At 72.0% G+C, this 23,271-nt stretch carries 20 protein-coding genes; 10 read left to right on the plus strand and 10 right to left on the minus strand.

All coding sequences use genetic code 11. The features are described from left to right. Positions 1-34 precede the first annotated feature (34 nt). Together ACZ69Q_RS12150 and lnt are read right to left on the minus strand one after the other, a co-directional pair. The gene (locus tag ACZ69Q_RS12150) at positions 35-514 is read right to left on the minus strand and encodes an NUDIX hydrolase (protein ID WP_471040551.1); all 480 of its coding nucleotides are present in this window, start codon (positions 512-514) and stop codon (positions 35-37) included. Positions 515-605: 91 nt separating this feature from the next. Then, positions 606-2,216, minus strand: coding sequence for an apolipoprotein N-acyltransferase (lnt, locus tag ACZ69Q_RS12155; RefSeq protein ID WP_471040554.1), 1,611 nt, complete (start codon positions 2,214-2,216; stop codon positions 606-608). A 342-nt stretch (positions 2,217-2,558) separates the two neighbouring features. Between lnt and ACZ69Q_RS12160 the strand changes: the two genes are divergently transcribed. Beyond that, entirely contained in the window at positions 2,559-3,626 is a 1,068-nt protein-coding gene (locus ACZ69Q_RS12160; protein ID WP_471040556.1) for an O-antigen ligase family protein, read from the plus strand. Between the two features lie 130 nt (positions 3,627-3,756). Here the strand turns inward: ACZ69Q_RS12160 and ACZ69Q_RS12165 are convergent, their stop codons facing one another. Next, positions 3,757-4,299, minus strand: coding sequence for a hypothetical protein (locus ACZ69Q_RS12165; protein WP_471040559.1), 543 nt, complete (start codon positions 4,297-4,299; stop codon positions 3,757-3,759). Between the two features lie 131 nt (positions 4,300-4,430). Beyond that, positions 4,431-5,216 carry a glutamate racemase gene (locus ACZ69Q_RS12170; protein WP_471040562.1) on the minus strand — a complete coding sequence of 262 codons (786 nt, stop codon included), beginning with the start codon at positions 5,214-5,216 and terminating at the stop codon, positions 4,431-4,433. A 39-nt stretch (positions 5,217-5,255) separates the two neighbouring features. Between ACZ69Q_RS12170 and ACZ69Q_RS12175 the strand changes: the two genes are divergently transcribed. Next, on the plus strand, positions 5,256-6,449 hold the full coding sequence (locus ACZ69Q_RS12175; protein ID WP_471041522.1) for a glycosyltransferase: 1,194 nt from the start codon (positions 5,256-5,258) through the stop codon (positions 6,447-6,449). Here ACZ69Q_RS12175 and ACZ69Q_RS12180 read toward each other — a convergent pair whose 3' ends face one another. Then, positions 6,450-7,748, minus strand: coding sequence for a TerD family protein (locus ACZ69Q_RS12180; RefSeq protein ID WP_471041524.1), 1,299 nt, complete (start codon positions 7,746-7,748; stop codon positions 6,450-6,452). A gap of 299 nt (positions 7,749-8,047) precedes the next feature. Here ACZ69Q_RS12180 and ACZ69Q_RS12185 point away from each other — a divergent pair, with 299 nt between their 5' ends. From ACZ69Q_RS12185 to ACZ69Q_RS12200, 4 genes are all read left to right on the plus strand, one after another. Continuing rightward, positions 8,048-8,479: a DUF6643 family protein gene (locus ACZ69Q_RS12185; protein WP_471040565.1), complete on the plus strand. Its 432-nt coding sequence runs from the start codon at positions 8,048-8,050 to the stop codon at positions 8,477-8,479. A gap of 45 nt (positions 8,480-8,524) precedes the next feature. Beyond that, positions 8,525-9,352 carry an MOSC domain-containing protein gene (locus tag ACZ69Q_RS12190; protein ID WP_471040566.1) on the plus strand — a complete coding sequence of 276 codons (828 nt, stop codon included), beginning with the start codon at positions 8,525-8,527 and terminating at the stop codon, positions 9,350-9,352. A 191-nt stretch (positions 9,353-9,543) separates the two neighbouring features. Then, positions 9,544-10,149 carry an Rv1733c family protein gene (locus ACZ69Q_RS12195; protein ID WP_471040568.1) on the plus strand — a complete coding sequence of 202 codons (606 nt, stop codon included), beginning with the start codon at positions 9,544-9,546 and terminating at the stop codon, positions 10,147-10,149. A 109-nt stretch (positions 10,150-10,258) separates the two neighbouring features. Beyond that, positions 10,259-12,700 (plus strand): right-handed parallel beta-helix repeat-containing protein, encoded by a 2,442-nt coding sequence (locus ACZ69Q_RS12200; RefSeq protein WP_471040570.1) that lies wholly within the window; start codon positions 10,259-10,261, stop codon positions 12,698-12,700. A 39-nt stretch (positions 12,701-12,739) separates the two neighbouring features. Here ACZ69Q_RS12200 and ACZ69Q_RS12205 read toward each other — a convergent pair whose 3' ends face one another. After that, on the minus strand, positions 12,740-15,097 hold the full coding sequence (locus ACZ69Q_RS12205) for a hypothetical protein (protein ID WP_471040572.1): 2,358 nt from the start codon (positions 15,095-15,097) through the stop codon (positions 12,740-12,742). Between the two features lie 290 nt (positions 15,098-15,387). On the opposite strand from ACZ69Q_RS12205, the gene ACZ69Q_RS12210 reads away from it, so the two are divergent. Both ACZ69Q_RS12210 and ACZ69Q_RS12215 read left to right on the plus strand, forming a co-directional pair. After that, positions 15,388-16,218 (plus strand): DeoR/GlpR family DNA-binding transcription regulator, encoded by an 831-nt coding sequence (locus ACZ69Q_RS12210; protein WP_471040574.1) that lies wholly within the window; start codon positions 15,388-15,390, stop codon positions 16,216-16,218. 60 nt (positions 16,219-16,278) lie between these two features. Further along, positions 16,279-16,746 (plus strand): SRPBCC family protein, encoded by a 468-nt coding sequence (locus ACZ69Q_RS12215; protein WP_471040576.1) that lies wholly within the window; start codon positions 16,279-16,281, stop codon positions 16,744-16,746. Between the two features lie 190 nt (positions 16,747-16,936). Here ACZ69Q_RS12215 and cds1 read toward each other — a convergent pair whose 3' ends face one another. Beyond that, positions 16,937-18,061 carry an L-cysteine desulfhydrase Cds1 gene (gene cds1, locus ACZ69Q_RS12220; RefSeq protein WP_471040579.1) on the minus strand — a complete coding sequence of 375 codons (1,125 nt, stop codon included), beginning with the start codon at positions 18,059-18,061 and terminating at the stop codon, positions 16,937-16,939. A 340-nt stretch (positions 18,062-18,401) separates the two neighbouring features. Here cds1 and ACZ69Q_RS12225 point away from each other — a divergent pair, with 340 nt between their 5' ends. Both ACZ69Q_RS12225 and ACZ69Q_RS12230 read left to right on the plus strand, forming a co-directional pair. Beyond that, on the plus strand, positions 18,402-18,725 hold the full coding sequence (locus ACZ69Q_RS12225; protein WP_471040582.1) for a hypothetical protein: 324 nt from the start codon (positions 18,402-18,404) through the stop codon (positions 18,723-18,725). Between the two features lie 184 nt (positions 18,726-18,909). Then, on the plus strand, positions 18,910-19,452 hold the full coding sequence (locus tag ACZ69Q_RS12230; protein WP_471040585.1) for an ATP-binding protein: 543 nt from the start codon (positions 18,910-18,912) through the stop codon (positions 19,450-19,452). Between the two features lie 106 nt (positions 19,453-19,558). On the opposite strand, the gene ACZ69Q_RS12235 is transcribed toward ACZ69Q_RS12230, so the two are convergent. Genes ACZ69Q_RS12235 through ACZ69Q_RS12245 form a run of 3 tightly spaced genes read right to left on the minus strand, consistent with a single transcriptional unit; the run spans position 19,559 to position 23,156 of the window. Then, positions 19,559-22,120 carry an ABC transporter permease gene (locus tag ACZ69Q_RS12235; RefSeq protein ID WP_471040587.1) on the minus strand — a complete coding sequence of 854 codons (2,562 nt, stop codon included), beginning with the start codon at positions 22,118-22,120 and terminating at the stop codon, positions 19,559-19,561. Then, the gene (locus ACZ69Q_RS12240; RefSeq protein ID WP_330352763.1) at positions 22,117-22,875 is read right to left on the minus strand and encodes an ABC transporter ATP-binding protein; all 759 of its coding nucleotides are present in this window, start codon (positions 22,873-22,875) and stop codon (positions 22,117-22,119) included. Before ACZ69Q_RS12240 ends, ACZ69Q_RS12235 begins: the two co-directional genes overlap by 4 nt. After that, positions 22,872-23,156: an SHOCT domain-containing protein gene (locus ACZ69Q_RS12245; RefSeq protein WP_471040590.1), complete on the minus strand. Its 285-nt coding sequence runs from the start codon at positions 23,154-23,156 to the stop codon at positions 22,872-22,874. Before ACZ69Q_RS12245 ends, ACZ69Q_RS12240 begins: the two co-directional genes overlap by 4 nt. Positions 23,157-23,271: the final 115 nt, after the last annotated feature.

Below are 23,271 nucleotides of genomic sequence, written 5' to 3' on the forward strand. Positions count from 1 at the left end.
CCCTGCCAGGCCACATATGGTCGCAACCCATACTTCAGTCCGCACTCATAGGCTCGAACCACGTGGGTTCATCGGTCAGTGCCTGCTTGATCCGAAATAGCTGACGCTCTTCCATCGCAGGCAGCGCGTCCACCTCGTACCAACCCACCTCGACCGACTCGTCGTCGTTCACCCGTGCCTCCCCGCCGACGGCACGGCAGCGGAAGGTTATGTCCATGAACTGGCACATGTCGCCGTTGGGATAGGTGACCTCACCGCTGGACCTGACGAGCACGACCCGCTCGGCGACGCACCGGACGCCTGTCTCCTCGTACACCTCCCGCACGGCGCAAGCCGCGGGCTGCTCGCCGGGGTCGGGAATGCCGTTGATCACCGTCCACTTGTGGTTGTCCGCGCGCTTCCCCAGCAGGACCCGTCCCTCGTCGTCGAACACGACGGCGCTGATCCCGGGAAGCCACAGCAGTTGGTGACCGGCGGCGGCACGGATCGTACGAATGAAGTCAGGAGTAGCCATGTCCCTGACCCTAACGGGCCGGTGGGGGCGCCCCCGGAAGGTTCCGGGGGCGTGCGACCAGCAGGACCGGCCCGCCACAACCGCCGTACCGCTACACGCCCCCGGCGCGCCTCGTGCGCATCCCCGCGCCGATCGCCCAGCCGAGGCCACCCGCGGCGACGAGCACCAGGGCGATCTCCGGCAGGATGCCGAACCGCGTGGCGGGCGTCTCGGTGGAGCGCAGCGGGACCTTCTGGACGAGCGAGTCGGCCACGAACATGCCGGTGCGCTGCGTGATCTCGCCGTCCGGCATGATGATCGCGCTGACGCCGCTGGTCACCGGGACGGTGACGGTCCGGCTGTGCTCGACGGCGCGGACGCGGGACATGGCGAGCTGCTGGTAGGTCATCTCGCTGCGGTCGAACGTGGCGTTGTTGCTCGGCACGGAGATCATCTGCGCACCGTCGGTGACCTCGGAGCGGACAGCCCAGTCGAAGGCCGCCTCGTAGCAGGTGACGAGACCGACCTTGGCGCCGTCCATAGTGAACACGCCCGGTTCGCTGCCGCGGCTGAAGTCCTGGCGGACCATCGAGGTCCAGTTCTCGTTGATCGCCCCGACGAGCGAGCGCAGGGGCAGGTACTCGCCGAACGGCTGGATCTGCCGCTTGTCGTAGGTGTCGACGGGGCCCTTCTGCGGGTCCCACAGGATCTGCTCATTGAGCAGCTTGCCGTCCCGCTCGACGACGCCGCCCACCGAGATCGGCGCACCGATCGCCTTGGCGGCCGTGTCGATGACGGCGCGGGCGTCGGCGTTGGCGAAGGGGTCGATGTCGGAGGAGTTCTCGGGCCACAGCACGAAGTCGGGCTGCTCGGCCTTGCCCGCCTTGACCTCGGCGGCCAGGCGCTCGGTCTCCCGCGCGTGGTAGTCCAGTACGGCGCGTCGCTGGGAGTTGAAGTCCAGTCCCGCGCGCGGCACGTTGCCCTGGATGACCGCGACGGTCGCGGTGCCGTCCTCGGCCTTGTCGCTGACCAGCGGCCTCGCGGCCACGGCACCCACCACGGGCACGGCCACGCTCAGCAGGGCCACGGCCGCGGCGGACCGCTGCACGGCCCGGGTGCGCCTGCGCTCCACGGCCAGGCGTACGACCTCGCACAGACCGAAGCCGCACAGGACGACCGCGAAGCCCAGCACGGGTGTGCCGCCGACCGCGGCGAGCGGGAGAAAGACACCGTCGGCCTGGCCGAAAGCGATCTTGCCCCAGGGGAAGCCGTTGAACGGCGCACGCGCGCGTGCCGCTTCTCCCGCGATCCACAGCGCCGCCGCCCACACCGGCCAGCCCGGCAGCTTCGATACGACCGCGACCCCCGCGCCCACCAGCGCGGCGAAGACCGCCTCGATCGCGACGAGCGCGAGCCAGGGGCCCGGGCCGACCTCCACACCGGTCCACACCAGTAGCGGCAACAGGAAGCCGAGCCCGAAGAGATAGCCGAGGCCGAGGCCCGCCTTCCAGCTACGCCCACGCAGTACCCAGCCGAAGACGGCGAAGGCCGGCAGGGCCAGCCACCACAGGGTGCGCGGCGGGAAGCTGACGTAGAGCAGCACTCCGGAGAGCGCCGCGGCGAGGGCCGGAACCAGGCGCACGAGCCGTGCCGCGCGCGAGGCGGGCGCGATCTGCGGGTCGAGCTGGTCCGACTCGTCCACGGAGGTTGCGGTGACGGTCACTCGGGGAGTGTACGGCGGTTGACCTTGGCGGGGACAGCGCGGTCCGTCGGCGGCAGGGTCCTCAGCGCTCGGCCCGGATCCCGAAAAGCGCTCGGCCCGGATCCCGAACGCCGGCCCCGTCTTCCCCTGCCTCCGAGGCGGCGGATCCCCGGCACCCGACTCCCGGCTCCCGGCTCCCGGCACCGTGTGACGCATCGTTCCTGCACGACACGTCCACATTCCGGCCATAAGCCGTTACGGTATGCCGGAGCCTCAGTCGTACCGGCCGGTCAGGTCCGGACGGCCGAGGGTCCGTCACAGGTCGGGGGACCGGGTTCGGGGGGCTGGGTGGGTGTCGCAAGAATGACGTCCTCGGCAGGTCCGGAAGAGGACAGCGACAGACGAAACGTTTCTGACGCGGCGGGCGTCGTGGTGCTCGGAGCCTGCGCCGCCTGGTCGCTGATCTCTGCCGCGGTACACGACGGCCGCCCCGAGGGTGTGCTGCTCGCGATCCTCGCCGTGGCCGCCGGCTATGCCGCGGGGCGGATCGGCGGGGCGCTGCTGCCGGTCGCCGTACCCTGCGCCGGGGCCCTGGCCGGTGTCGGCCTCACGCTGAGCGTTCCCCATCTCTCCCCCGGCCCTCAGCTCGTCACCCCGCTGGGCCATGCCGGGGCCACCGCCGCCGTGCTCACCCTCGCCACCGGTGCCGCGTGCTGTGCCGCCTGGTCCGCCTCGGCACCACTTGTGCGCCTGGGCCTGCGCGTGCTCGGCGCCGCAATCGCGGTGACCGCGGCAGTCCTGGGCTCGACCAGCGGCTTCGTCACCTGTTCCGCCGTCCTGCTGTGCTCACTCGCGGCCGGCCACCTCCGCCACCGTGGCGTGGGCATCGCCGGACTGGCCCTGGCCGCGGCCTCGGTCACCGGCCTGATCTGGGCGGTCGCCGGGAACGTGGTGCCCGGTGGGCTGCTGGCCTGGCTGGATGGTCAGTTGACCGGGCACCGGATCCAGCTCTGGCGCGACGCGCTGCACCTGGCGCGCGAGGACCTTGCCCTGGGTGTGGGGCCTGGGCGCTTCGGGGAGCTCAGTACGACGGCGACCGGGACGCTGCTGTCCGACGGCAAGCCGCATTCGGCGCCCCTGCAGCAGGCCGCGGAACAGGGAGTCGTCGGCGTACTGCTGCTGGCGGCGGCATTCTGCTGGATGCTGTTCGCTCTGTGGCGCACCGCTCGGCCCACTCCTGTCGCCCTCACCGCGGGCGCGGCCCTCACGGCGCTGGCGGCCATCGCCGCGGTCGGCAATGCGCTCAGCTTCACCACGGTGTCCGTGGGAGCGGGCCTGCTGGCGGGGCTGGCGACGGCACGTCCGATCGCCGTTGAGTCGACGCAGCGCGAGAACGACGTACGCACGCGTGGCGACCGGCTGGCTCCATGACCTGACGTACAGCGCTGTGGCCCACACCCCTTGCCGACAGCAGTGTTATCCGCACACATGGGTCCGGCAGCCACCCTCAGCGGCGACCCGCCCATCGAAACGCCGGCCCCTTTCGGCAGCCGGGCTCGGCTCATAGGGCCGTGTCGGCCGTCCGAGTCCGCAGGCGCTCCTCGATGACCCCGACGGCCGCCTCCGCGTCGTCCACGGTGATGGTGAACGTGTGACCGTCCCCCATCCGCAGCATCAGGCCCTCGCCACGCCTTACGACGACGGCGGTGCCCTTTTCGGGCCGCCACCTGTAGCCCCAGCCGCCCCAGTGGCGCGGAGTCACCAGTGGAACGAACTCGGCACCGACGACCTCGGACAAGGGGATACGACGGCGCGGCACACCGATGTGGCCGCAGCGCACCTCGAGGCACTCCTGGTCGACCTTCAGAGCGACGTGCACGAACGCCAGCGTGCCGAAGAGAACCAGCAGTCCGGCCGCGATGCAGCCCACGACGGCCATGACGAGAGCCGCGACGCCATCGGTCCACGGTGAGTCGACGGCCAGCTCGATTCCCAGTGCCATGCAGGCGGCGCCGACGAGCGCCAGCAACCACTGGACCCGGTTGGTCGCCCTCCCGGTCCACACATCAGGATGCGGCTTCCTGCCGTGGGGGTGGTCCCTCATGGCTATGAGGTTACTCAGGATTCGCTGCGCTGGTACCTCGTAGCGCAGGGTGACTGCGCCGACCGGGCCACAGCGGACCGAAGGCGTCCGTTCACGTCCGCCGGCTCATGACCGCCGGTGGTGATCGCCGGTCACTGCGCGGGGCTGACCGCCTGGAGGAGACGGCCTTCCGCGTAGGCCATAGCGGGCTCGGGGAGCTTGCCCTCGCGGCCGCTCAGCAGCACGGTCAGGGTGCCTTTCGCCGCCGCTTCGGGGGCCGGCTGCTCGCCGAGCCGGCGCAGCGCCTGCGCGGCGACCGCTTCCGCGGAGCCAAGCAGGACGAGCGGCGGGAAGTCGGGGCGCTGGACGGCTGCGCGGATGCGCTCAGCGACGAGTTCGTAGTGCGTACAGCCCAGGACGACGGTCGTCACGTCCAGGGGGGTCAGGGCGGCGGCCGCGGTGACGGCGGCGTCGATCGCCGACTCGTCCGCGTGCTCTACCGCCTCGGCGAGCCCGAAGCATGGCACTTCGGTGACGGTCACGCCGTCGGCGAAGTCGTCGATCAGGCCGCGTTGGTAGGGGCTGCCGGTGGTGGCAGGGGTGGCCCAGATCGCGACGGGACCGCCCCCGGCCGCGGCGGGCTTGATCGCCGGGACCGTACCGATGACCGGTATGCCGGGTTCGAGGCGGGCGCGCAGGGTGGGCAGCGCGTGCACGGTCGCGGTGTTGCAGCCGATGATCAGGGCGTCGGGCCGGTGCGAAGCTGCGGCGTCGGCGACGGCCACGGCGCGCCGGGTGAGGTCTTCGGGAGTCCTGGGACCCCATGGCATGCCGTCGGGGTCGAGCGAGAGCACGAGATCCGCGTCGGGTCGCAGCCGCCGTACCGCGGCGGTGGCCGCCAGCAAACCGATTCCTGAGTCCATCAGCGCGATCTTCACGCGGCCACGATAGACGATGGGCCCTTGACGGCCGCTCCCGTGGGGCAGACTGCGCGGGTGAGCGCCTTCGCATGGACCGCCGCCGGATCACTCGCCGCCTGGCTGTGGCTGCTGCTGTGCCAGGGCTTCTTCTGGCGTACGGATGTCAGGCTTCCGCAGCGGACGCGGCCAGACGAGTGGCCGTCGGTCTGCGTCGTCGTACCGGCGCGCGACGAGGCCGCGGTGCTCGCGCTGAGCCTGCCGTCGCTCCTCGCCCAGGACTACCCGGGGCGTGCGGAGATCTTCCTGATCGACGACGGCAGTTCGGACGGCACCGGGGAGCTGGCGCGTGGGCTCGCGCGGCGCCACGGCGGGCTGCCCCTGACGGTGGACTCCCCCGGCGAGCCGCCCGCGGGCTGGACGGGCAAGCTGTGGGCGGTACGGCACGGCATCGGTCTGGCGCGCGCGCGTGACCCCGAGTACCTCCTGCTGACGGACGCCGACATCGCGCACGCGCCCGACAGCGTGCGCGAGCTGGTCGCGGCCGCGCGCGCCGGCGGCTTCGACGTGGTCTCGCAGATGGCGCGGCTGCGGGTGGAGAGCCTGTGGGAGCGACTGGTCGTGCCGGCCTTCGTGTACTTCTTCGCGCAGCTCTATCCGTTCCGCCGGATCGGCAGGAAGGGGTCGCGGACGGCGGCTGCCGCGGGTGGCTGTGTCCTGCTGCGGGCCGAGGCAGCGCAGCGGGCGCGGATCCCGGACGCCATCCGGCACGCCGTCATCGACGACGTGGCGCTCGCGCGGGCCGTCAAGCGCGATGGTGGGCACATCTGGCTGGGGCTGGCCGAGCGGGTGGACAGCGTGCGGCCGTACCCGAGGCTGCGCGACCTGTGGCGGATGGTGTCGCGCAGCGCGTACGCGCAGCTCAGGCACAGCCCGCCGGTACTGGCTGGGACGGTCGCCGGGCTCGCGCTGGTGTATCTGGTGCCGCCCGCGGCCCTCGTCGCGGGCCTGGCGGGCGGGGACACGGCGACGGCGGTCGGCGGCGGTCTCGCGTGGCTGGTGATGACGGGGACGTACGTCCCGATGCTCCGCTACTACGGGCAGCCGCTGTGGCTTGCTCCGCTGCTGCCGTTCACCGCGTTCCTCTATCTCCTGATGACGGTCGATTCCGCGGTGCAGCACTACAGGGGGCGCGGTGCGGCCTGGAAGGGCCGCACCTACACGCGTCCTGACGCGCTGCCGGACGAGGGCTGACTACTTGCGGCCGGGCGTCCAGTTCATGCCCCAGCCGTAGGCGTAGTCGACCGTGCGCTGCGGGCTGACGCCGCGTTCGGGGACCAGATAGCGGGCCTCGCGCTGGACGATCAGGTCGTTGCCGGTGTTGGTGATCAGGGCGAGCGCGCACACGGTGGAGGGGACCGTGCACTCGTCGAGCGAGAAGTCGATCGGGGCGCCGTGCTGCGGTGTGAGGGTGACCGTGGCGTGCAGGTCGGCGAAGGAACGCGCGCCCTCATAGATGGTCACGAAGACCAGGATGCGCCGGAAGGACCGCTGGTGGTCGAGGTTGACGGTGAGGTTCTCGCCGCTGGCCACGGCACCGGTGCGGTCGTCGCCGTCGAGGTGGATGTACGGCGGCTGGTGCAGGGCACCGTAGGCGTTGCCCAGTGCCTGGATCACGCCCTTCCTGCCGTCGGTCAGCTCGTACAGGGCACACAGGTCGAGGTCGAGGTCGTTGTGCATGGCCACCGGGCGGCCCAGCTTGCTCGCCCAGCCCGAGAACTGCTTGCGCACCTGCCAGTTGAGGTTCACGCGCATGGCGCCCGAGGTGCCGCCCTGCTTGGTCAGCGAGACCGAGGGGGCCGCCTTGGTGAGCGTCACCTTGCTCAGGCTGACCGGCGCCGCCTGGGGCGCGGCCGGGGGTACCGGCGGCATGGCGGGCGGCGGCATGGTCACCGGAGGGGCCGCGGGCGGGGGCGGGGTCATCGAGGGGGCGACCGGTGGGGCGGCCGGGGCCGCCGTGGGTGCCGTCTGCTGGGGTTCGTCGACCGTGATGCCGTAGTCGGTGGCCAGGCCCTCCAGGCCGCTGCCGTAGCCCTGGCCGACGGCACGGAACTTCCAGGCGCCCTGGCGGCGGTAGAACTCACCGAGCACGAAAGCGGTTTCGACGTCGGCGCCCGTACTGTCGAAGCGGGCGACGACGGTCCCCTGGGCCGCGTCCTTGACCTCGATGTAGAGGCCGGGCACCTGGCCGAAGGATCCACCGTCAGCGGAAGCGGCGAGGATGACGGTCTCGATGGCCGGCTCCACGCGCGCGAGGTCGAGGAGCAGGCTGTCGGTCACCTGCCCGCCGGCGTCCTTCTTACCCTCGTGCCGGACGGCGCCGGAGGAGTGCGCGGGCTGGTTGTAGAAGACGAAGTCGGCGTCGGAGCGGACCTTTCCGCCGACGAGCAACAACGCCGAGGCGTCCGCGTCGGGTACGCCCGGCCCGGAGCGCCAGCCCAATTCGACCCGCAGTGCCGTCGTCGGCACCGGAACATTCGATCCCTTCGGCATTGACATGTCCGCCCCCATCACCGGCTCACGGCGCCAGGCATCCCCCGGCAGCTCATTGGGTTCTTGTACAGGGTCAACCTATTCCCCGCGAGATCTCACTCCCACGAGGGGCGTGGAAACACTCGTGGTCAACCCCCGGTAACCCGTCCGGAACTCGGCATTTACACGATCCGAGCGCTGATTGGCGTCCCTTTTTGACAAGTTCGCTCGCATTGGGGATCGAGCGTCACTGCGGACACATAAAACAACCCTCTTATCGGTCTCCCCAACCAGCACATCGTGGGCTTACCTTATGTGCCATGACCTCCCCCCGCTCCACCTATGGCGGCGGCTACTACTCCGCCTCCTTCCCGGACACCCCGATCTACGACAGGCTCGTCGCCGAGCGGGGCACCCCGCAGATCGCCCCGATCCGGGTCCCGGCCGCGTACGACATGCCGGGCAGCAACCTGCCCGCGCTGCCCTCGGCACTGCCCGCCCTCCCGGCGGCCCCGTCCCAGCCCTCCTACGGTTATCCGCAGGCGCAACAGCCGGCTCCGCTCCAGCAGGCGCCCGCGGCCTACATCCCGCAGCAGGCGGCCCCGCGCGGCTACCCGGGTCCGCAGGCGCAGCAGCCTCGGCCGGTCGCCCCCGGCGGCATGGGCTACGAGGCGATGCGCCCCGCGGCTCCCCGTCCCGCCGCGGCTCCCTACCAGGACCCGTACAACAACCAGCAGTACCGCGGCTACTGATCCGTTCCCCGCCGAGCTGTCAGCGCCACCTGGCACGATGGCTCCATGGGGCACGCACAGTTGCAGTCGGTTCACGTTCATCCGGTCAAGGCGTTCCGGGGCACAGCACTCCGGGAAGCCGTCGTGGAGCCCTGGGGGCCGGCCGGCGATCGACGCTGGATGCTGATCGACGACGGGGGAAAGGTCGTTACGCAGCGCCAGCAACCGCGTCTGGCGCTCGCCGCCGCCGAACTACTGCCCGGCGGCGGCGTCCGGCTGACCGCACCCGGCATGGAGCCGCTGAACGTACCCGTGCCGAGCGCGGTCGGCACCGTTCCGGTGGAGATCTTCCGCGACAAGGTCGAGGCGGTCCTCGCCGAGGACGACATAGCGCATGCCTGGTGCAGCACCTATCTCGGCGCCGATGTGCGCCTGGTCCACATGCCCGAACCCGGTACCTGCCGGCCCGTCGACCCGGAGTACGCCCTGCCGGGCGAGACGGTCAGCTTCGCCGACGGCTATCCCCTGCTGCTCACCACGACGGCCTCCCTCGACGCCCTCAATTCCCTGATCGCACAGGGTGATCACGCGCACGAGGGCCCGCTGCCCATGAACCGCTTCCGGCCGAACGTCGTCGTGTCGGGCACCGCTGCCTGGGCCGAGGACGACTGGTCTCGCATCGCCATCGGCGAGGTGACCTTCCGGGTGCCGAAGAAGTGCGGGCGCTGCGTCGTGACGACGACCGACCAGACCACCGCCGAGCGCGGCAGGGAGCCCCTGCTCACGCTGGCCCGACACCGCCGCCTGGACGGCAAGCTGGTGTTCGGCCAGAACCTGGTGCCGCTGACCCGGGGCACGATCCGGGTCGGCGATCCGGTCACGATCCTCGGCTGATTCTCCGCCGCGGCGGATCCGTGCGGCGTCGGGCGACCGGGAACCCGGGCCCGGGGTCCGAGCGTTGGGCCTTTCGTGAGAAGTTCGTGAGAGGCCGCGAACGCAGGTGATTTCGCTCTCTCTTCGGCGGGGCCCGCGGGTGAACGGCTCCGCCAGGGGTTATCACGGAGGCGGGAAGGGGGTGGCGGGCGATGCGGGCGATCAGCGGGCTCTGGCGTTGGCGGCACAATCCGCTGCGTCGTGCCACCGATCTGGCCGAGGCCTGGGTCGCTCTCGGGGCCCTGCTGCTGATCCTGGTCGTGACGCCTTTGGTGGGCTCCCTCGTCGGGGGCCTGGCCCAGGGCGCCTTGCAGGCGTCCGTGCGTGAACAGCGCGCGTCCCGGCACCTGGTGACGGCGACGGTGGTACGCAAACTGAACGGCTCGTCGCTGGACGTGGACCCCGAAGCCGCCACCGGGCGGAACGTGCGCACCCGGGTGCTGGCCGACTGGCCCGCACCGGACGGCACCGTGCGCCAGGGCCGAGTCATGGCGAGCCTCGACAGCCCGCGGCCGGGCGACCGCTTCCGGATGTGGACGGACCAGCAGGGCCGTACGGTGGCCCGCCCGCTGGACTCCGCCACGGCGGCGACGCACGCCGTGCTCGCCGGGTTCGGCGCGGCCCTGCTGGCGGCCTGCCTCGTCGAGGGCGGCAGACGGCTGGTCCTTTGGCGCATGGTCCGTCGCCGGTACGCCCGTTGGGACCAGGCCTGGGACAGAGCGGGTCCGGACTGGGGCCGGACCGGCGCCGGCAGTTGACGGCCTTCCGGCTCTGGTCAACCCACCGCCCGCGCGCACGCTACGGTGGTCCGGCCGAACTCTTCGGCAGCAAAACCCGCGTACTACGAGGTGGGGGCACGTCAACGCCATGGCACAGGGCACCGTCCAGGTGACGCACACCGGCACGTCGCGGTGGCGGCGCCGCACGGGTGAGTACGCATCGCTCGCCGCCGCCCTGGAGGCCGCGGCCGACGGTGACGTCCTCACCGTCGCGCCGGGCACCTACCGGGAGAACCTCGTCGTCCAGCGGGCGGTGACCCTGCGTGGCCCCGAGGGTTCCCCCGGCTCGGTGCGCATCGCGCCCGTGGACGGTGTGCCGCTGACGGTGCGTGCCTCGGCGGTGGTCCAGGACCTGCATGTGGAGGGCCAGGACGCGGCGGCGCCGGCGCTGCTCGTCGAGGAGGGCGCGCCGGAGCTGGCGGACGTCCGGATCGTCACGCGGTCCGCGGCCGGCATCGAGGTGCGCGGCGGTGCACGGCCGACCGTGCGGCGCTGCACCGTCGACAATCCCGCGGGCATCGGCATCGCCGTACTCGACGGCGGGGGCGGCGTGTTCGAGGAGTGCGAGGTCGTCGCGGCGGGCCAGGCGGGCATCGCCGTGCGCGGCGGCGGCCACCCCCGCCTGGAGCGCTGCCGGGTGCACCACGCCTCCGGTTCCGGCCTGACGGCGACCGGTGAGAACTCCGCTCTGGAAGCCGTCGGTTGCGAGGTCTACGAGGTCCGGGGCTCGGGTGTCCAGGTCACCGGCCGGGCCACCGCCCACCTCACCGACTGCGATGTGCACCGCACGACGGCCGACGGTGTCACCCTCGACACGGACGCGGTGCTGACGCTGGCGGACTGCCGTATCCACGACATCCCGGAGAACGCGGTCGACCTGCGCTCCCGCTCGGTCCTCACCCTGACCCGCACGACGGTGCGTCAGTTCGGGCGCAACGGCCTGTCGGTGTGGGATCCGGGCACGCGCGTGGACGCCAACCAGTGCGAGATCTTCGACAGTACGGGCGACTACCCGGCGGTGTGGGTCAGCGACGGCGCGACGGCCGTACTGGACTCGTGCCGGGTGCACGACGTGCCGGACGCGCTGTTCGTCCTCGACCGCGGCTCCCGCGCCGACGTCGTCGACAGTGACCTCTCACAGGTGCGCAACACGGCCGTGTCGGTGAGCGACGGCGCGACCGCTCAGCTCGACGACTGCCGGATCCGGGACGCGGCGACGGGCGCCTGGTTCCGGGACCACGGCAGCGGCGGCACCCTCAACAACTGCACCGTGGACGGCACGCAGACCGGCGTGATCGTCACCAAGGGCGCCGACCCCACCATCGAGCGCTGCACGGTCGACTCCCCCGCGGAGGCCGGGTTCTACGTGTCGGCGGGCGGTCGCGGCACGTTCCTGAACTGCCGGGTCAGGGGCAGCGCCGGCTACGGCTTCCATGTGATCGACGGCTGCCGTACGACGTTGCGCAAGTGCCGTACGGAGCGGTGTGCGCGCGGCGGTTACGAGTTCGCGGACGGCGGCCCGGACTCGGCCTCCGGGGTGGGCCCCGACGTGGAGGACTGCACCAGCGACGAGAGCGCCGGCCTCAGGCAGCCCTCTGCGACGCCGGAGCCCGCCGTGCAGACGGCGCACCAGTCCCCCGGCCTCCTCGGCGCCATCCCCGGCCAGCGCACCACCGAGCAGGAGCCGCTGATCGCCGCTGCCGAGGCGGAGAACCCGGCGCGGACCTCCAAGGCCGTCCTCGGTGAACTGGACGCCCTGGTGGGCCTGGACAGCGTCAAGCGCGAGGTGCGCGCGCTCACCGACATGATCGAGGTGGGCCGGCGCCGTCAGCAGGCCGGTCTCAAGGCGGCGTCCGTCAAGCGCCATCTGGTCTTCACCGGCTCCCCCGGCACCGGCAAGACGACGGTCGCCCGTCTCTACGGCGAGATCCTCGCCTCGCTCGGCGTCCTGGACAAGGGGCACCTGGTCGAGGTGTCCCGCGTCGATCTGGTCGGCGAGCACATCGGCTCCACCGCGATCCGTACCCAGGAGGCCTTCGACAAGGCGCGCGGCGGGGTGCTGTTCATCGACGAGGCGTACGCGCTGTCGCCGGAGGACTCGGGCCGGGACTTCGGCAAGGAGGCCATCGACACGCTGGTGAAGCTGATGGAGGACCACCGGGACGCGGTCGTGGTGATCGTGGCGGGATACACCGCCGAGATGGAGCGCTTCCTGTCGGTCAACCCCGGTGTGGCGTCCCGTTTCTCACGGACCATCACCTTCAGCGACTACGGCCCCGAGGAACTGCTGCGGATCGTGGAGCAGCAGGCCGAGGAGCACGAGTACCGGCTCGGCCAGGGTCTCTCCGAGGCCCTGCTGAAGTACTTCACGGCGATCCCCAAGGGCCCCGCGTTCGGCAACGGCCGCACGGCACGCCAGACCTTCGAGGCGATGGTGGAACGGCACGCGAGCCGGGTCGCCCAGCTACCGGAACCCAGCACGGACGACCTGACGCTGCTGTACACGGAGGACCTGCCGGAGCTGCCCTGACGTCGCTCTGCGACGCCGTCGGCCGCAAGGTGAACGGGATCAGCTCTCGGAGGTGGGCCGTTGCGCCGGCAGCTCCGTGCCGAGCCGGGCCAGCAGCCGCTCCCGTTCCTGCGCGAACGCCGGGTCCGCCTGGTACTCGCCGTGGCCGAGGATGGGGGCGGGCAGCGGGTGTTCGGGGGTACGGCCGTACGCCAGCGGGTCCTTGAGGGCCTCACGGTCCACTGCGGGGCCGCAGTCCCCGGGCAGCCGCACCGGGCCGCCGATGGGGTCGGTGAGCCGGTACAGGTTGCGCCAGCAGTCGACCTCGTCGTGGAGCCGGGTGAGCGCCGCCTGGCCGAAGTGGGCCGGGAACCAGCGGCCGTACAGGCGCTCCAGCGGGGAGCCGTAGGTCAAAAGCGCGACCCGCTTGCGGTCGGCCGGTGTGAGCTGCCAGGCCGCGGCGGCCGCAAGCACGCTGCCCTGGGAGTGCCCGGAGATGACGAGGCGCCGGCCTTCCTCGGCACGGGTCCAGGTCACCATCCGCCATGTCAGGTCGGGCACCGCCCGCTCGGCGTAGCAGGGCGGCGCGAAGGGGTGCGCGGCGCGCGGCCAGAAGGTGCCGACGTCCCAGAGGATGCCGATGGTGCGCCGCGCCGAGGCGTCCTTGTAGGCGCGCCGGCCCCAGGTGACGAACAGTATGAAGCCGACGCCGATCATCCAGGAGCCGAGCGCCTGCGCGGTCTGGGCGGCGCCGTGCACGAAGGCGTACGTCCCGCTCGCGGCCTCGCTCGGTGTCTTGTCCGTGGTCAGGGCGCCGATCAGGGCCCCGGCGCCGAGGAGCAGGGTCGCCGTGGAGGTGACGGCGACGACGAGGGGGGCACGGTCGGTGAGCGTCGCCATCGCGCGCGTGGTCGCGATGCGGCGGGTGCGCGCCGTGTCCCGGGGCTCTGAGACGTAGTCGACCTCCACCTTGCCCAGCTCGGTGCGGCGCAGCCGCCAGGCCCGCCATGCGAGCCAGCCGCACAGGAGCAGCAGGAGGACGAGCAGCGGCGGGATGACGGACGCCTGCCAGGTCAGCAGGACCGGCGGGCCGACGATGGACGCGCCGGTGCCGTCCAGCCAGTCGGCGACCCGCTGGGCGACCCCGCCGGACATCACGCCGCCGAGGGCGCAGGCCAGCATCACCACGGCCGGTCCGCCGAGACCGCGCATCGCGGCGCGCGCGTCGGGCCGTGTGCGGTACAGGAGGTGGGCGACGACGGCGAGGACGATGACGAGCAGGCCCTGGAAGAAGGCGATGGCGCCGAAGGTGGGGTCGCCCGGGAGGCGGCCTGCCGACGTCCAGCCAGGCCGGTCCCATCCGGCGTACACCAGGGCGAGCGCCAGCAGGACGAGGGCGGCCAGTGGCAGCCGTCGTACGAGGTGTTCGTCGAGTTCCTGGTCGAGGCGGTTCTCGCTGCGGCCCCGGCGGCAGACCACCCAGACCACGGCGGCCGCGCAGGCCACGATCGCCGCGTCCATCGCCCAGCCCAGAAAGTCGAGGAGCGCGGGACCGCCCGGCCGGCGGTCGAAGCGGGCCGCCGCGGAGGCGACCGCCGCGGCGACGGTGAGCAGTCCTGCGGCGGTGTGCGCGGCGCGCAGCCGGGCGACCAGGCGACGGCCGTACCAGAAGCCGGGGCGGCCCAAGGACGTGCCGCCGGACTCCTCGTCGGGCTCGGCCTCGCGGGTCATCGGCTGCTGGGACTCGTAGGCGGTCCAGGTGCGGCGGGAGAGGTACCACAGCAGGCCGGTCAGCCCGGCGGGGACCACCGCCGCGAGGGCGAGCCTGCGGCCGGGGTCGCTCCACCAGCCGCCGTCCGAGACCGTGGGCGACAGGAAGCCCAGCCAACTGTGCCGCTGGGCGCACGCGCGTGTGCCGGCGCACTGCCAGGCCGCGAGGTCGAGGGCGACCTCGCACGCGGCCGCGACGAGCAGCACGGTCAGTGTCAGGCCCGCGAGGCGTACGAGCAGGCCGTACAGTCGCACCGTCCGCGCGCGGTCACGGGTGGTGGGGCGCATCCAGTGGGCGAGGTTGACCACCATGAAGGGCAGCAGCAACAGCCACAGGGCGCGTGCGCTGTTGCCGGAGGTGAGGTTGCACCAGACGTAGGCCTCGGGGACCGGTTGTCCCCCACGGTCGTCCGGCCGGTCCTCGGCGTCGACGTCGTCGGCCCGTCGGAAGACGGCGGCCGTGTCGTCGCCGGTGATCCGCACGGTTCGCGGATCGTCGAGCATCTCCTGCGGCGTGGTGCCGCCGACCCCGTGGACCAGGAGTTCCAGAGCGGCTCCGCCGCTGTCGGCGCTCGCGCCCTGGTCGGCGGGCCCCTTCGTCGTCGCGTTTGCCCTGGTCATGGCGGCGCGTTCCGGCGCACGTTCCACTGTTCGCACTTCCCCCGTGACGAGCCGTCGGCTTCTGTACGTGCGGGCACAAGGATCTCCACCGGAGCGGTCCCGCACACCTCTCGTCACGGAATCTCCCCGTTCCGTGTGAAGGACAGGGGAACAGCAGATGCCGAAGTGGCATGCGCGCGTCGGGACGGCCGGTGGCGCGACCCGTGCCCACCCATGCGAGGATGGGTCGTCCCGCGCCCCGGAAGGGGCGAGAATGTCCTTGTCGGAGGCGGTGCGCAGGGATGTCGGACGGCAGCGGCGAAAGGACCGGAGCGTACGTGAGCGAGAATCAGAACCTCCTCGCGGAGCAGCGACGCGCCCTGATCCTGGACGAGGTACGGCGCCGAGGCGGGGTGCGCGTCAACGAGCTGACCCGCAAGCTCGGCGTGTCGGACATGACGGTGCGCCGGGATCTCGACGCGCTCGCCCGGCAGGGTGTGCTGGAGAAGGTGCACGGCGGCGCCGTTCCGGTGGTCGAGGCCAGCACGCACGAGCCGGGCTTCGAGGCCAAGTCGGGCCTGGAGCTGACGGCCAAGGAGGACATCGCGCGGGCGGCGGCCGAGTTGGTAGCGCCGGGCAGCGCGATCGCTCTGTCGGGCGGTACGACGACGTTCGCGCTGGCCCATCAGCTCGTCGACGTTCCCGACCTCACCGTGGTCACCAACTCGGTTCGGGTGGCCGACGTATTCCACGCCGCGCAGCGCACGACGGGCCCCCGGCAGGGCGCGGCCACGGTCGTGCTGACCGGCGGGGTGCGCACCCCGTCCGACTCACTCGTGGGCCCGGTGGCCGACCAGGCGATCGCGGCGCTCCACTTCGACGTGCTGTTCCTCGGTGTGCACGGGATATCGGTCGAGGCCGGCCTGTCCACGCCGAACCTCGCGGAGGCCGAGACCAACCGGCGGCTGGTGCAGTCGGCGCGGCGGGTCGTCGTGGTCGCCGACCACACCAAGTGGGGTGTGGTGGGCCTGAGTTCGTTCGCGGCGCTGGAGCAGATCGACACGCTGGTGACGGACGCCGGGCTGGAGGCCGAGGCGCGCTCGGAGATCTCGGAGCACCTGCGGCGGCTGGTGGTGGCCGGCGAGCCCGATGAGGGTGCAGACATCTGACGAGGTGCCAGCTAGGGTGACGCTGCCCGGTGCAGCGTCGCCCACAGGGGGTTCTCGTCCATGGCTCATCTGCTGCGTGAGGTGGGGCTCGACTTCGTCGGGACCGCGCCCGTACGGCACGTCTTCGCACGGGAGATATCCGCTCCCCCCGAGACGGTGTTCCGCGCGCTCGCCGAGGATGTGCCGGGCTGGGCGGAGTGGTTCGCGGCGGTGACGCTGGCGCGCCCGCTCGACGACGGAGCCCGGCGCGAGGTCCGGCTCAAGGGCGGCACCCGCTTCGAGGAGACGATACTCGCGGCGAAGAGCCCCGAGGTGTACGCCTATCGCGTCGACCTGACCAACGCGCCGGGCGCGCGGGCCATGGTCGAGGAGTGGCGGCTCGCCCCGGCGGGGACGGGCACGCGCGTGCAGTGGACGTTCGCCGTGGACGGCACCGCGCCCTTCCGGTTCGCGTTCGGTCTCGCGAAGGCCGGTCTCGGGCGGACGTTCCGGGGCGCGGTCGGCGCGCTGGACCGGCGCCTGACGTGACGCTCCGCTAGGGGGCCGCGATGGGCCGTCGGCCGTCTGCGGGTCAGCGTCTGCCGGTCGCGCCCGCGCGGCGGAGCCGCAAGTCGATACAGCCCCGCGCCCCCAATGGCGTTGCCCGACCGTGGGCAGTTGCGCCGAGGCCGCTCAGGGCGTTGCCGAAGGCAGTTGCATCAGGCCGCCCGAACTTCTGTCACTCGGGCCAGACGCCCGTCTGCAGTAGCTGTTCGATGGCCGTCGAGTACGGCGCGATGTCCAGGCCCTGCTCGGTCAGCCAGGCGTCGGAGTAGTACTTGTCGAGGTAGCGGTCCCCCGGGTCGCACAGCAGCGTCACCACGCTTCCCCGCCGTCCCTCGGCGACCATCTCGGCGACGATCTTCAGCGCGCTCCACAGCCCGGTGCCGGTGGAGCCGCCCGCCTTGCGGCCGATGGCCCGCTCCAGCGCACGCACGGCGGCCACGCTCGCCGCGTCCGGCACCTTCATCATCCGGTCGATGGCGCCGGGCACGAAGCTGGGCTCCATGCGCGGGCGGCCGATGCCCTCGATGCGGGAGCCGCAGTCACAGGTGACGTCCGGATCGCCGGTGGTCCAGCCCTCGAAGAAACAGGAGTTCTCCGGATCGGCGACGCAGATGCGGGTGTCGTGCTGCATGTAGTGGACGTACCGGGCGAGCGTCGCGGAGGTGCCGCCGGTGCCGGCGGTGGCGACGATCCACGCGGGCTCCGGGAACCGTTCCAGCTTGAGCTGGCGGAAGATGGACTCGGCGATGTTGTTGTTGCCGCGCCAGTCCGTGGCCCGTTCGGCGTAGGTGAACTGGTCCATGTAGTGGCCGCCGGTCTCCACCGCCAGGCGGGCGGACTCCTCGTACATCTTCCGTGAGTCGTCCACGAAGTGGCACTGTCCGCCGTGGAACTCGATGAGACGGCACTTCTCGGCGCTGGTCGTGCGGGGCATGACCGCGATGAAGGGCACGCCGATCAGCTTCGCGAAGTACGCCTCGGAGACGGCCGTCGAGCCGCTGGACGCCTCGATCACCGGGCGGCCCGGCCGGATCCAGCCATTGCACAGGCCGTAGAGGAACAGCGAACGGGCGAGCCGGTGCTTGAGACTTCCGGTCGGGTGCGTCGACTCGTCCTTGAGGTACAGGTCGATTCCCCACTGCTCCGGCAGCGGGAAGCGCAACAGATGCGTGTCGGCCGATCGGTTGGCGTCGGCCTGGACCTTGCGCACGGCTTCTTTCAGCCAGACGCGGTAGCCGGCGTCGCTGTGGTCGACGTCGAGGGTCACGCCGGACGGGGTCTGCTGGATGGTGCTCACGGCGGTACTCCTCAAGCTGTGCGGCAGCGCCGGCTCGCGCCGCCGTCGCTTCGAGCATAAACATCTTCCGCACGCTTCTCACCTGCATAAACACACCTTTGAGAGCCTCAAAGGCATCCCTGGGCCGGTGCTTCACCGGGCCTTCGGGGGCGCATTCGCGCGAGTGCTCCGAGCGCCCCCGTCCAGGCAGGACATGTGTACTGGTGCTCGGCGCGGTACGCGGGCAGACTGCACGGACGGGACAGCGATCCCGGACGGGGGGCACACTGGATCACGACCAGAGCCGGCCACGGCCCACGCGGGACGGACCGGCACACGGACACGCGCTAAGGGGCGGGGCATGGCTGAGCCGGAGTTCAGGGCCACGGGCGTGCGGATCGGGAAGCGGCTGCGCTCCCTGACCCGGGCCGGACAGGTGCGGATAAGCGACGGCAGGCTGCAACTGCTCACCAGCTACGGCAGCGAGATCGACAGCGCGCCGGTGCAGGCGGTACGGGCGTCCAAGCCCTGGTTCGCCCCGGACGGCCGGGCGCACGCGGACCTCAACGGCAACCGCTACTCACTGACGTTGGGCGATCACGACCCCGCTCCGGGGGAACCAGGTCCGCCCGCGGCGCGCCGGTTCATCGAGGCCGTACGGAAGGCCGCGGGGCGTAAGGGCTGAGTCACCGCGAGTTGCGGTACCGCACCCCCTGCGTCACGCTGGTCTCACGTCACTCTGGGTTTACCGGCGACAACGCTGCGAACCAGCCCGCCGGCCACGTCAGCAGGCGGCCGTTTTCTTCAAGCACCCTGCTGGATCCGTACTCCGTGTTCTTCCGGACCTCTTCAGTCGGGGAGTCGCAGCCGTGATCAGTTACCCAAGCAGGCACTGCACGGTGGAGCTCCAAGCCCTGCCGTCGCGGATCGGCCAGGTCCGCAGAATCGTCTCTGCGCAGTTGCGCTACTGGCATCTGGACCCGTTGATAGACCGCGCCGCGCTCGGTGTGACCGAGCTGTTGACCAACGTCCACCAGCACGCCCAGCCGGACAAGACGTGCACCGTGGAGATCGAGCTGCTGCTCGACCGGCTCACGGTCTCGGTGCGCGACTCCGACCCCCGCATGCCGGTCGTGGCGGACTCCGCGGGCACCGACGCGCTCGCCACCTGCGGGCGCGGGCTGGCGATGGTGGCCGCGGTCAGCGAGAGCTGGGGTGTGCGGCCGGACGGTGAGTCGGGCAAGGTCGTGTGGTTCTCGCTGGCGGCGGCACGGGCGGCGTCCGCGCGGCCGCCGAAGCGGACGACGACCGTGGCCGTGGAGACGCCCTCGCGGCGGTTCGCCGAGGTCGCACAGCGCGTCGACCTGCGCAGGCCCGAACACGCTCCCGCCCGGTCGGCCGTTGTCGGCTGACCGGGCGGTGAGGGGGCATCGACGGGTGGGCCCTCAGGGCCGACGGCCGTGGACAGGCCGTCGGCCCTGAGGGCTCTGCCGCGCCCTGCCGGCGCGGCACGCTGTGTCACTCCGTTGCGATGGCCCGCAGTACGTCCAGCCGTGCCGCGCGGCGCGCCGGGCGCAGGCCCGCGAGGGCTCCCGCGGTGAGGCCGACCAGGGCCACCACCGTCAGTTGCACGGGCGGCATCGCGAAGGCGAAGGCACTGTCGCTCGCGCCGTCGGACGCCTCGACCAGGACCCAGCCGAGGAAGGCGCCGAGGGCGAGGCCGCCGACCGTTCCGAAGGCCGCGACCAGGACCGACTCCCAGCGGACCATGGCGCGCAATTGGGAGCGGGTCTGGCCCACGGCCCGCAGCAGGCCCAGTTCGCGGGTGCGCTCGTGGATCGCCAGGGTCAGGGTGTTGGCGATGCCGAGGAGTGCGATGAGCACCGCGAGGGCGAGCAGCGCGTAGACGAGGGTGAGCATCATGTCGATGCCGCCGGCCGCGGACTGCGCGTACTCGTCACGGGTCTGCACCTCGGGGTTGCCGTACTGGGCCGCGACCTTCTCGACCGCCGCCTTGCCGTCGTCCGTGCCCACGCCGTCCTTGAAGGAGACGGCGACCAGGGTGTCGGCGTCCTGGGTGCGGTGCGGGGCCCAGGCGTCGCGGGTGATGACGTAGTCGCCGGCGAGTTCGGACTGACCGTAGACCGCGCGGACCGTGAAGGTCTGCGTACGGCCGTCGGTGAAGGTGAGCCGGGCCGTGTCGCCGGTCGCCAGGTGCTGCTTGTCGGCCTCGTTCTCGGTGATGGCGATGCCGTCGGTGCCGAGGCGGTCCATGGAGCCCCGGATCTCACCGAGGTCGAAAGTGCGCTCCAGTGCGACCGGGTCGGTGACCGTCAGCGCTCGTCCCTCGCCGTCGACTTCGGCGACACCGCGGCCGAGTCCGACGGCGGTGTCCACCTCGGGCAGCCGCTGTACCGCGTCGGCGAGGCGCGGGCTCAGGCCGCTGCCGCCTGCGCCGAACGACGGGGTGCTCACGGCCACGTCACCCGCGAAGGAACGGGACACGGTCTGATCCATGGTCGCCTTCAGCGAGGCGCCGAACACGGTGAACAGCGACACCACGGCCACGCCGATCATCAGGGCACTGGCGGTGGCGGCGGTGCGCTTCGGGCTGCGCAGGGCGTTGCGCCGGGCGAGGCCGCCCGTGACGCCGCGCAGTCGGTCCAGGGGGCCGCCGAGGACGCGTACGGCCGTCGTGGAGGCGACCGGGCCGAGGACCACGAAGGCGATCAGGGCAAGGACCGCGCCGGTGGCCGCGAGCCAGATGGACCCGGACGCCAGGACGCCGGTGAGCGTCACGCCGAGTGCGAGGGCGATGAGCGCCATGCCCGTGACGGCACGGGTGCGGGAGGCGCCGGAGGTGTCGACCGCCGTCTCGCGCAGGGCGGCCAGCGGCGCGGTACGGCCGGCGCGCACCGCGGGCAGCAGGGCGGAGCCGAGGCAGACCACGATGCCGACGGCGAGCGGCAGGGCCATGGACAGAGCGCTGACGACCAAGTCGCCCTCGGGGAACGGGAATCCGATCGCCGGGAACAGCGCCTGGAGCCCGGCCGCGATGCCGATGCCGCCCGCGAGGCCGGCCGCCGACGCGGCGACGGCCACGGCACTCGCCTCGACGAGGGTGGAGACGGTGACCTGGCGCCGTGAGGCGCCAAGGGCCCGCAACAGGGCGTTCTCGCGGGTGCGCTGGGCGACGACGATCGCGAAGGTGTTGTGGATGGAGAAGGTCGCGACGAGCAGGGCGATGCCGGAGAACACCAGCAGCAAGGTGGTGAAGACGGACAGGAACTGGCTGGAGATCATGTCGGTGTTCTCCTCGGCCGACTCCTGGCCGGTGATGGCCTCGACTCCCTTGGGGAGCACGGGAGTGAGCGCGTCGACCAGTTCCTGCTGGCTGACGCCGGGTCCGGCCCGCACCTGGATGGTCGCCGCCTCGCCGGGCCTTGCGGTGAGGTACTTCTCCGCGTCGGCCCGGGTCATGCCGGTGAAGGTCACCTGGGCCATGCCGTCCTCGCCGCCGAAGGTCGCTAGGCCGACGACGGTCACCTTGACCGGGTCGGGTGTGCGCAGGGTCGTGGTGTCGCCGATCCTCAGGTCGCCGCGCTCGGCGGTGCCGCGGTCGATGACGACCTCGCCGGACCTGCGCGGGGCGTGGCCCTCGGCGAGCTGATAGGCGTTGAGCTCCGGGTCGGCGATCCAGTTGCCGGCGAGCGTGGGCGGGCCCTGGCCACCGATGGGGTCGCCGTTCTTGCCGACGAGCTGGCCGGCGCCCTGGATGCCGGGCGCGGCGGCCGCGACGCCGGGGACCTTCTCGATCGTGCTCACCAGGTCGGTGGCGACCGGTTCGCGTACGCCCTCGCTCTCGCCGGGCGTGGTGATGGCGTCGGCGCTGCGGACGACGGCGTCGGTGCCGCTGGTCGCGTTGCCGAACATGGTGTCGAAGCTGGCGCGCAGGGTGTCGCCCATGACGAGGGTCCCGGCGAGGAACGCCACGCCTAGGAACACCGCGAGGAACGTCCCGGCGAAACGCCGCTTGTGGGCGCGCAGGGAGGACGCGCTGAGGCGGACGGACGCGTTCATGACGGCACCTCGAAGGCTTTCATGCGGTCCAGGACCTTGTCGGCGGTCGGGGCTTCCATACGGTCGACCAGGCGGCCGTCGGCGAGGAAGACGACCTCGTCGGCGTGGGCGGCGGCCACCGGGTCGTGGGTGACCATGACGACCGTGCGGGCGGTCTGGCGCACCGCGCGGCCGAGCAGGCCGAGGACCTCGCCGCCGGAGCGGGAGTCGAGGTTGCCGGTGGGTTCGTCGGCGAAGACGACGTCCGGCCGGCCGGCGAAGGCGCGGGCGACGGCGACTCGTTGCTGCTGGCCGCCGGAGAGTTCGGAGGGGCGGTGGTGGAGCCGGTCGCGCAGGCCGACGACGTCGATCAGGGCGCTGATCCACTCCGGGTCGCCGTCGCCGCCCGCGAGGTCGAGCGGCAGGGTGATGTTCTCCGCGACGGTCAGCGTCGGCACCAGGTTGAAGGACTGGAAGACGAAGCCGACGCGGTCCCGGCGAAGGAGGGTGAGGCGGCGGTCGTCGAGGCTGCTCAGCTCGGTGTCGCCGATGTGAGCGGTGCCCGAGGTCAGCGTGTCGAGGCCGGCCGCGCAGTGCATCAGCGTGGACTTGCCGGAGCCCGAGGGCCCCATGATCGCGGTGAAGCGGCCGACCGGGAAGTCGACACTCACCCCGTCCAGGGCCCGCACGCTGGTGTCGCCGCTGCCGTACACCTTCACGGCGTCGACCACGCGGGCGGCCGTCGGTGTGATCGTGGTGGCGGTCGTGGCCGTCATGCCGCACCGCCCTTGCCCTTGCGGCCGAACTGCTCGTCCAGGACGGACAGCCGGCGCCAGTACTCGTCCTCGTCGATCTCGCCGGAGGCGAAGCGGTGGCCGAGCACGGTGATGGGCGAGTTGTCGTCGGCGGCCGGGTCCCGCCAGGGGCCGCGGCGTCCGCGCCACACCGTGCGGCGCAGCAGCGTGATGCCGCCGACCACGACGGCCGCCCAGATCAGCGGGAAGAACAGGATCCACGGCCCGGGGCCGCCGTCCGCGAAGTGAGCCAGGGTCTGCATCTCGAGTCATCTCCCGAGTCGGTTCGGTCGGATCGTTCGGTGATGTCTCGAGACTCGCGCCGGGAGGGGGTCCGGGTCGTCGTACGGCCAGCGGCAGTGCGTGTACCTCACGGGG

The organism is Streptomyces sp. NPDC036764 (assembly GCF_055609385.1).